Here is a 9,210-nt window from a genome sequence, read left to right on the forward strand (position 1 = left end):
TGGCTTCTTCCGCGGCTCTGCGCCGCGCCTCGGCCTCGGCCTTTTCCTTCGCTTCGGCTTCCGCCTTCTTCCGCGCCGCCGCTTCCGCTGCCGCCCTTGCCTTCTCCTCCGCCTCCGCTTTCCTTCTCTGCTCGTCTTTTCGAGCTTGGTCGGCGAGTTTCTTAGCTTCCATTTGCCGCCGGCTCTCTTCGGCGGCCTTCTCGGCCTCGATTTGCTGAGCGCGCCTGGACTCTTCGGGATTCGGGGTTGAAACGGGCTCCGGCCCCGTTTCGGCCGGCGGAGCCGCTTCGGTTTTCAGCCCCTCTGCCTCGGCGGCGATACGGGAATCATCCAAGACCACCGCCTCGATGATGTCGGGCTGGGCCGTTTCCGCCGATCGTTGGGAAGCTTCGAAATTCAGCGCGAACAGAATCAGCAGAACGATGTGGAGCACCAGCGCCAGCGCGAACGGTCCGCGCAGGCTGCGGAGACGAGGATCGGCCATCAATCTTCGACGGGATTCGTCATCAGTCCGACCTGCGGCACGCCGGAGTTTTTGAGCGCGGCCATCACGGTGATCACGCGCCCGTAATCCACGGCCCGATCGCCCCGGATCAGGACGGCGGTGCCTGGTTTTTCAGCGAGGGCGCGGGTCACCTTCTCAGTCAGGGCGGCGGGGTCGACCGGAACGTCTTCCTGGTTGGTCGCATCCAGGTAGAGCTGGCCGTCCTTGTCGATGGTGACGATGATCGGTTTGTCCTGATTCGGGTCGATCGGCCTCGCCTCCGCCTTGGGCAAGTCGACGTCGACGCCGGACTGGAGCATCGGTGCGGTCACCATGAAGATGATGAGCAGCACCAGCGAGACGTCGATGTAGGGTACGACGTTGATTTCGGCCATGGGACGCCTGCGGTTGCCGCGTCCGGCTCCGGTCGAGACGTTCATTTGGTGTGCGCCTGCCGGTGCAGCAGGCTCAGCAGTTCCTCGGTGAAGGACTCGTAGCGGTTCGCCAGCCGGGAAATGTTGGTCGAATACCGGTTGTATGCGATCACCGCCGGAATCGCCGCGAACAGCCCCATCGCCGTCGCTACCAGTGCCTCGGAGATGCCCGGCGCCACCATCGCCAGGGTCGCCTGCTTGACCGAGCCGAGCGAGCGGAAGGAGTTCATGATGCCCCACACGGTACCGAACAGGCCGATGTACGGGCTGGTCGACCCCACGGTGGCCAAGAACGGCAGCCTTTCGTCCAGCTTGTCCAGCTCGCGGTTGAGCGCTACCCGCATGGCGCGCTGGGTTCCCTCCATCACGGCTTCCGGCATGATGCCGCTCTGCTGCCGCAGGCGGCCGAACTCCTTGAAGCCCGCCAGAAAGATGAGCTCCAGGCCGCCACAGTCGTCGCTTTCCGTGGCCAGTTGGCGGTACAGGTCGGCCAGATCGATGCCGGACCAGAAACGGTCTTCGAAAGCGATGGAGGTCTGTTCGGCGCGCCGGATCTCGCGGTATTTGCCGAAAATGAACGTCCAGGAGATCACGGACGCCGCGACCAGAATGAACATGACGATCTGGACGACCGGGCTGGCCTCCTTGATCAGAGTAATGATCGACAGCTCAGAATTCATTTTTGCTCTGAGAGTTGAGGTAGATGAACGGCTAGAATCGAGAGGACCGGCAGGCGGTTCAAGAAGGTGGCCGGCAGGATTTTGCACTCCGGATGCCGGGTAGTTTATGAAATACCGGCCGGGCCTATCAAGCGGCGGCAAAAGCCGGCACGCCGGGCGGATTGGTTCACAAGGCTGAGATGTTAAAATGCGGCGGCCTGATATTCATGGATTCGTCACCCGGCCCGCCCGTCAGCCGCCTGCCACGAGGACCCTCTTTGGAAACCCATGCAATGAAAGAGCCGGACTACAGCCTTTACGTCAAGGCGTTCACCCGTTTATTCGAGGCTTACGACGCCGCCGCCCCTTACCTCGGCCTCACCGACGACTTCAAATACTATGTCAACCGCAAACGTAGCTGGCTGGAACGGCTGAAGTCGCCGGAGTTCCCGGTCGCCTTCCTGGGGGCATTTTCGGCCGGCAAGAGCACCATCATCAACGCCGTGCTCGGCAACGACATCCTGCCGCAGGCCACCAAGTCCTTCACCGCCATCCCCACCCTCATCCGCAAAGGCAAGAGCACCAAGGCCGTCATCCATTATCTGGACGAGAACGAACGGGACGAACTGAAGAACCTGTATGTCGAGGAGATTTCCAAGGAGCTGCGCAAGAGCTGCGACGCCTACCGCAACCTGAGCCGGGGCGAACTGCTGAGCCAGCTCGGCCGGGACATCGAACAGCACAAAGGGCAGTTTGGGTCGTTCAACAAGCAGAAGTTCTTCGACGAGCTGAAAGCCCTCGTCCACGGCTGGAACAAACTCAGCGGCGCGGAAAAGGAAATCGCCCTGGAGGAGTTGCCGCGCTACGTCACCGAAGACTACGAGGACGTGCTTTTCGTCAATCAGGCGGAAATCTTCCTCACCGACGTCAGCATTCCCGAAAACGTGGTGCTGGTGGACCTGCCAGGGCTGGGGGTGGTCAATCCGCGCCATCGCAAGGTGACCAAATCCTACGTGGAAAACGACGCCAAGGCCTTCGTCATCGCCATGAAGGTGTTTCACCTGCTGGAAGGCGAGGAAATCGAACTGCTGGCCGAGATCCACAGCCAGCGCAAGCGCGTGCTGCAGCGGGCGTTCTGGGTGATCAATCAGTGGGATGTGCTGAGTGCCCAGCAAAAGAAGGAAGAGCAGGTCAATTTCGACCAGAAGATCGACCGTTACGGTTTCCACATCGCCAAAGACCGCGTGTTCAAGGTCTCGGCGCTCAACTACCTGCTGCTGAAGCTGATTCAGGACGGTCGGCTGGAACAGAGCGTGAGTGTGCGTGAACATGCGGACGCTCTTCAGAAAGCGCTAGGCAGAATCCCCGAACGTCACGAAGCCGAACGCCATCTCAAGACGCTCGACGAAGCCAAGAGTTTCGCCGCCTTCCGCAGCAGCCTCTTCGACTACCTCGCGCATACGGCCCGGGCCGAATTCCTCGACGAAGCCCGCAGCGAGTACCTGGATCTGGCGAAAAGGTTGCGGGACCACCTCGAACCCCTCCACCAGCGCTACCTCAACACGAGCGACGACAGCATGAAAAACACCTTCATCGCCAGCGAGTTGTCGCGTCGTCAGGACGAAGTCCTGCGGCGCCTGCGTTCCACGGTCGAAGAGCACGTCAAGGCGTTGCGGACCGAGGTGCTGCCCGAGTTCGTGTTTTGGCGCGACGAGGACCAGGAGCAGCTCGGTCAGCAGATCACCCATGCGATCGACACGCTCGATCGCAAGGCGCTCAAAAACGAGCTGCTGAAGGGCCTGGACCTGCATAGCGTGGTCAGCCGCCTGCCGCACAAGATCGAGGAAAATCTGCACATCCAGCACACCTTCCGCTGCCAGTTGCAGCACCTGCTGGAGGAACAGATGGTGCGGCGTCACCTGGCACAGTTGCTCGAAGACATCTCCGCCACCGACGCCCTGCCGCCCGAGGTACTGACAGTACTGCAGGACCGTCTGAGCGGCCGCGACATGCTCAACCGGCTCAAAGGGATGTGCGACGTGTTCCTGTTCGAATACGGCGAGGTCATCGACGACCTCGGCCGCGACATCATGGCCCAGGACACCGGCGACGCCGGCCGCAGAAGGGACGATATCCTGGAGCAGGTGCAGAAAAACGGCGACCGCGCGCTGGAAATCGCCCGAAACCTGCATCTGATCGGCCCCGGCGAGGGAGCGCAGCAAATGCTCGCGCTCGGTCTGGACAAACTGCGCCGCATTCAGGACAGCCTGGCCGACTCGAGGAGCGGCAGAGCCGAAAGCGCGCCAGTGCAGCCCGCGGCCGCGACGATCCGCGGCGACGAAATCGACCGCGCGCTGGACCGTTACAAAACCGGCCTGCTGGAATACACCCGCCGGCAGCAGTTGCAGATCAACAAGTTCGCACGGCGGGGCATCAAGAATTATTTCGAGGAACTCGAAGGCGAACTGCTGGGCTATTTCGACTCCATCAAGGGAGAAATAGCCAAGACCATCATGAAACAGCTCACCCGCGACCTCGACGCCGAACTCAAGGCCGAACTGGACAAGCAGCGGGCGATCCGGGACGCCTACGCGGTCGTGACGTCCGCCGTCGGACCGGACGCCGCTCGAGGTCCCCTGAAAAACCCCTCCACCGCGTGAAAAAGTGGGCCTGGGCCGGGGTGCTCGCGGCCGCCTGCGCCGGCTGCGGAACCGAACGCACCTGGATCTACCGGCCCGAAACGGCTGCGGCACGCAGCCCGCTGCTCGTTCTGACGGTTGCGGTGCCGCCCTTCCAGGATCTCCGCGCCAACGCGAACACGGACGAACTGATGCATTACGCCATGCCGGTGTTCCCCTTCGGCTGGCAGAACCTCTCGCATCCAGAGTACGCGCAAAGGCACGCGAACACGGGGCCATGGCTGTGGAAACCGGACGAGGACCTGGCGCAGGCCACCGTAGCGGAAATCGACCGGGCCAGGATATTCGGACGGGTAACATTCACCCGGACCGGGGGTGACGCCGACCTCAGGCTCGAAGGCGCAGTGAAATCGACCCAGTACCGTTCGAAGACCTTCGGCTACGGCCTGTCGGTCTTTGGTCCGCTGTTCTGGATCCTGGGCGCGCCATCGGACAGTTTCGAAAACGAACTCATCCTCGGCTTCAGGCTCGTCGAGAGCGGCAACGGCAAGGTCCTGTGGGAAAAGGAGTATTCCCGACGAATCGGCAAGACGAGCTGGATCTACGACGTCCAGGACGATTTCCGCTATCCCGAACTCGCCAAAGCCATCCTCCGGCAACTCTCGGAGGACCTTGCGGCCGTTGCTGACCTCGGCCCGTCGATGACTGCAAATCGATCCGCCGACAGTGGCAGCTCCGCTGCTCTCCAAAATCAGCCTTCACCCCGCAGCCGTTTCAGTAAGGCGGCCGGCAAGGCCTGCGGCCGGAAACTGTCCGCGGCCAGACAGACGATGCCGACCCGCCCCTCGCACAACGTGACGTCGCCCCTCATCACGCGCTGCACGAAACTGAAACTCGCCGGCCGTGCTTCGACCAGATCCGCGCTGACCCTCAAGGCGTCGTTGAACCGGGCGGGCTTGAGATAATCGACCTGGACCGAGCGTACGGCGAAGATCACGCCCAGTTCCTCGCGCAGACTGTCTTGCTCGAATCCCAGCGCGCGCAGCCATTCGGTACGGGCACGCTCCATGTATTTGAGGTAATTGGCGTAATAAACCACGCCGCCGGCATCGGTGTCCTCGTAGTAGACCCGCACCGGCCAGCCGAATTCTTCACTCATCGCCGAACATTTCCTCGTTGACATTCGTCCTCTGCGGCGGCTTCAGACCGAAATGGAGATAGGCGTTGCGCGTGGCGACGCGGCCGCGGGGCGTCCGCATGATGAAGCCCTGCTGGATCAGATAGGGCTCCAGCACGTCCTCGATGGTACCGCGCTCCTCGCCGATCGCCGCGGCCAGATTGTCCAGGCCGACCGGGCCGCCTTCGAATTTTTCCATCATCGTCAGCAGCAGACGGCGGTCCGACTGATCGAAGCCGTTCGGGTCCACGTCGAGCATTTCCAGCGCCTTCCCGGCCACTTCACCGGTGATCCGCCCGTCGGCCATGACCTGGGCGAAGTCGCGGACCCGCCGCAGCAGGCGGTTGGCGATACGGGGGGTGCCGCGGGAACGGCGCGCCACCTCCGCCGCGCCCTCCGGCGTGATCTCGCTGCCCAAGATACGGGCCGAGCGGGCGACGATCCTGCTCAACTCTTCGACGCTGTAGAATTCCAGCCGGTGCACGATGCCGAAACGGTCGCGCAGCGGCGATGTCAGGAGCCCGGCGCGGGTGGTGGCGCCGACCAGCGTGAACGGCGGCAGATCGAGCTTGATCGAACGGGCGGCGGGGCCTTCGCCGATCATGATGTCGATCTGGTAATCCTCCATCGCGGGGTACAGCACCTCTTCCACCACGGCGCCGAGTCGATGGATTTCATCGATGAACAGCACGTCACGCGGTTCGAGGTTGGTCAACAGCGCCGCCAGATCGCCGGCCTTCTCCAGCACCGGCCCGGATGTATGGCGGACATTGACGCCCAGCTCGTTGGCGATGATGTTGGCCAGCGTGGTCTTGCCCAGCCCCGGCGGGCCGAAGATCAGGACGTGATCCAGCGCCTCGCCGCGCCCCAACGCCGCCTGGATGAAGATCGCCATCTGCTCGCGCATCGCGCGCTGGCCGACGTAATCCTCCAGGCGCTTGGGCCGGATGGCGCGGTCGATCGCCTCCTCGTCCCACTGGCCCGCCGCGCTCACCAGCCGCTGCGTCGTCACTCGGGCCGCCCTCAGCGTACCGCCGACTGCAACGCCGCCCGGATCAGATCCTCCGCGCTGCGCCCTTCGGCGGCCTGCCTGGCCACCAGCGTATTCGCCTCCTGCGGCTTGAAGCCCAGCGCGATCAGGGCACTCACGGCCTCGTCGGCAGGATCGGCGGCCGGCAAGGGCGCTGCGCCGCCGGCGAAGCTGGCCGGAGCCAGAGACGGGACGCCGATATCCAGCCGATCCCGCAGCTCGATGATGAGGCGCTCCGCGGTCTTCTTGCCGATGCCGGGGAGCCGCACCAGACGCGCCGAATCCTGCCGCTCCACGCAGGCGCGGAAATCGTCGACCGAGATGCCGGAGAGGATGGCCAGCGCCAGCTTGGCGCCGATGCCGCTGACCCGGATCAGGCTGCGGAACAGACCCCGCTCGGCTTCCGTGCCGAAGCCGAACAGGCTATGGGCGTCCTCGCGGATTTGAAGGTGGGTGTAGAGCCGCACTTCAGCGCCGATCTCGGGCAAGTTGTAAAAGGTGGACATCGGCGCATCGAGTTCGTAGCCCAGACCCTGCACGTCGATCAGCAAGGAGGGCGCACGCTTGGCCACCAGGAGTCCGCGGATGAAGCCGATCATCGCCGAACCATCCGGCTCATGCGGCTCAGGGTCTGGCGATGGTGCAGATGGCAGAATGCCACCCCCAGCGCATCACTGGCGTCCAGTGCCAAGGGACCAGCCTGACCCAGCAGGAAGCAGACCATGTGCTGCACTTGGGCTTTGTCGGCACTGCCCTTGCCGACCAGAGCGAGCTTCACCTGGCGCGCTGCATACTCGTGCACCGGCAAACCGTGCGCCACGCCGGCGCAGATCGCGGCCCCCCGCGCCTGGCCCAGCTTGAGCGCCGAATCCGCGTTCTTGTGCATGAACACCTGCTCCACCGCCATTTCCTCCGGCCGAAACTCCTCCACGATCCGGCTGATCCCCTCGAAGATCCGGCGCAAGCGCTCGGGAAAATCGTCCGTCTCGGTACGGATACAGCCCGCTGCCACCAACACCGGTTTGCCCGTCCAGTCCAGGATGCCGTAACCCGTCACCCGGGAACCGGGGTCGATGCCGAGAACGCGGGTCATCGCCCCGGCTTAGCCCAGCTCGGCAAGAATGTCCTCGCTAATGTCCGCATTGGAATAGACGTTCTGCACATCGTCGAGGTCCTCCAGGCGTTCGAGCAGGCGGATCATCTTTTCCGCGTCCTCCTTGTCGAGCTTCACGCTGGTACTGGCGCGCATGGTGACTTCGGCCGATTCCGGCGTGAGCCCGGCGGCCTCGAGCGCATCGCGTACCGCCTCGAACTGGTCGGGAGCCGTGAGTACGTCCACCGAGCCATCCTCATTGACCACCACGTCGTCGGCTCCGGCATCCAGCGCCGGCTCCATCACCCTGTCCTCACCCAGATCGGCGCTGAAGCTGACGACGCCGGTCTTGCTGAACAGGTAGGCCACCGACCCGTCGGTTCCCAAGTTGCCACCCGCTTTGGAAAAGGCATGGCGCACCTCGGCCACGGTACGGTTGCGATTGTCGGTCAGGCAGTCGACCAACACCGCAATGCCGCCGGGACCATAGCCTTCGTAGCGGACTTCCTCATAGTTGTCGCCGTCCGCGGCACCCGAGCCTTTCTTGATGGCACGCTCGATGGTGTCCTTCGACATATTGGCGACGAGCGCCTTGTCTATGGCTGTGCGCAGACGCGGATTGTTGCCGGGATCGGGACCACCGGTGCGCGAAGCTACGGTGATTTCGCGAATCAGCTTGGTGAACAACTTGCCGCGCTTGGCATCCTGGGCCCCCTTGCGGTGCTGAATATTGGCCCATTTGCTATGACCCGCCATAGTACTTCTCAAGACCTCCCATTGAGTGAATCGCCAAAGTCTAACATTGTGGGCTAGCGCGAAGCGACCGGGAGTTGGATCACCCCCGGCAAAGGGTGAGCGCGAGTGAACTGAACCACCCGGGGTTTCGAGGAGGCTTTTTCCCTCGAGAGAATGAAGCCACGAGCAGACCCGACGAGCATCCCCCCAAGTCCATGGACGCGCCGTCCGCCTGGTGCAAGAGCACCGTGGCGAGCATCCCTGGCTGGGGGTGGCCTTCGAGTCCTGAACACTTTCATCGACAGCACCGGGATAGCCACGGGGTCGAGCCGATCCGCAAGGTCTTGCGGATCGTCCGAATCCGCCGCGGGTGCCGGACTTCCCCTCCGTCTCGGCCGAAGCCGGCAACGGCCCGTACAAGACCGAATCGATCCACCGCCGAGCGCCGTGGAAGAACGGGAAGGCGGGCGTACTCGCTACCCAGGAACGGGTGGCCTGGTTCAATGACCACCGGCTACTCGCATCCGTCGGCTCTGGCCCTCCCGCCGAGGCTGAGGCACGCTCCTACCGTCAGCTCGCCGACAACACCGTGTAGGCCTCTCGACTCAAACCCGACGGCCTCCCCAGAACCCGGGGGAGGTTCACTTCCCATGAATCATCTATTGGAAAGTGGCGTTGACAGTCCTCGCCCTGTCCATCAACACGGTGCAGGTCCTGCTGGTGCCCGTACAGTCACCGCTCCAGCCAGTAAATTTCCGAAATATGAATGGCGATGCCGTCAATGTGACCATCGATCCTGAAGCGAACGACGCGCTTGCGGAACTGCAAGAAGTCCCGCAACTGATCCCTGAAGGCGAACTACTTACCGCTCCCCTACTGGAGTTGGTTTTGGTAACCGAAAGAGTGTAAGCCGTGGGTGCTGGGCTCGGACTCGGACTCGGACTCGGACTCGGACTCGG

Annotated in this window: 10 protein-coding genes and 1 pseudogene; 2 read left to right on the forward strand and 9 right to left on the reverse strand. The window is 63.2% G+C overall.

Annotated elements, in window-relative coordinates; translation table 11 throughout:
• From tolA to tolQ, 3 genes are all read right to left on the reverse strand, one after another.
• The coding region (gene tolA / locus H156_RS16235) for a cell envelope integrity protein TolA (protein ID WP_036246545.1) at nucleotides 1–484 on the reverse strand (484 nt) is incomplete at its 3' end.
• Nucleotides 484–924, reverse strand: a complete 441-nt coding sequence (tolR, locus tag H156_RS0114190) for a protein TolR (protein WP_010960511.1) — start codon at nucleotides 922–924, stop codon at nucleotides 484–486. The genes tolR and tolA, both read right to left, overlap by 1 nt.
• Nucleotides 921–1,598: a protein TolQ gene (gene tolQ, locus H156_RS0114195; protein WP_010960510.1), complete on the reverse strand. Its 678-nt coding sequence runs from the start codon at nucleotides 1,596–1,598 to the stop codon at nucleotides 921–923. The genes tolR and tolQ overlap by 4 nt, the downstream gene beginning before the upstream one ends.
• A 272-nt stretch (nucleotides 1,599–1,870) precedes the next feature.
• Between tolQ and H156_RS0114200 the strand changes: the two genes are divergently transcribed.
• A complete protein-coding gene (locus tag H156_RS0114200; protein ID WP_017364139.1) occupies nucleotides 1,871–4,237 on the forward strand; it encodes a dynamin family protein in 2,367 nt (788 codons plus the stop codon).
• 730 nt (nucleotides 4,238–4,967) lie between these two features.
• Here H156_RS0114200 and ybgC read toward each other — a convergent pair.
• From ybgC to H156_RS0114225, 5 genes are read right to left on the reverse strand one after another with little or no spacing between them, the layout of a single operon-like run.
• Nucleotides 4,968–5,399, reverse strand: a complete 432-nt coding sequence (gene ybgC / locus H156_RS16805) for a tol-pal system-associated acyl-CoA thioesterase (protein ID WP_017364138.1) — start codon at nucleotides 5,397–5,399, stop codon at nucleotides 4,968–4,970.
• On the reverse strand, nucleotides 5,368–6,405 hold the full coding sequence (ruvB, locus tag H156_RS0114210) for a Holliday junction branch migration DNA helicase RuvB (protein ID WP_017364137.1): 1,038 nt from the start codon (nucleotides 6,403–6,405) through the stop codon (nucleotides 5,368–5,370). Before ruvB ends, ybgC begins: the two co-directional genes overlap by 32 nt.
• A gap of 11 nt (nucleotides 6,406–6,416) precedes the next feature.
• On the reverse strand, nucleotides 6,417–7,022 hold the full coding sequence (gene ruvA, locus H156_RS0114215) for a Holliday junction branch migration protein RuvA (RefSeq protein ID WP_010960506.1): 606 nt from the start codon (nucleotides 7,020–7,022) through the stop codon (nucleotides 6,417–6,419).
• Nucleotides 7,019–7,516: a crossover junction endodeoxyribonuclease RuvC gene (ruvC, locus tag H156_RS0114220; RefSeq protein WP_010960505.1), complete on the reverse strand. Its 498-nt coding sequence runs from the start codon at nucleotides 7,514–7,516 to the stop codon at nucleotides 7,019–7,021. Before ruvC ends, ruvA begins: the two co-directional genes overlap by 4 nt.
• A 9-nt stretch (nucleotides 7,517–7,525) precedes the next feature.
• Nucleotides 7,526–8,272, reverse strand: a complete 747-nt coding sequence (locus tag H156_RS0114225) for a YebC/PmpR family DNA-binding transcriptional regulator (protein ID WP_010960504.1) — start codon at nucleotides 8,270–8,272, stop codon at nucleotides 7,526–7,528.
• 373 nt (nucleotides 8,273–8,645) lie between these two features.
• Here H156_RS0114225 and H156_RS0114230 point away from each other — a divergent pair.
• A pseudogene (locus H156_RS0114230) lies at nucleotides 8,646–8,846 on the forward strand (IS3 family transposase); the annotation flags it as partial.
• Nucleotides 8,847–8,910: 64 nt separating this feature from the next.
• Here H156_RS0114230 and H156_RS17560 read toward each other — a convergent pair.
• Nucleotides 8,911–9,042 carry an InlB B-repeat-containing protein gene (locus tag H156_RS17560; RefSeq protein WP_333688186.1) on the reverse strand — a complete coding sequence of 44 codons (132 nt, stop codon included), beginning with the start codon at nucleotides 9,040–9,042 and terminating at the stop codon, nucleotides 8,911–8,913.
• Nucleotides 9,043–9,210: the final 168 nt, after the last annotated feature.

Source organism: Methylococcus capsulatus str. Texas = ATCC 19069 (genome assembly GCF_000424685.1).
Classification (GTDB): Bacteria; Pseudomonadota; Gammaproteobacteria; order Methylococcales; family Methylococcaceae; genus Methylococcus; species Methylococcus capsulatus.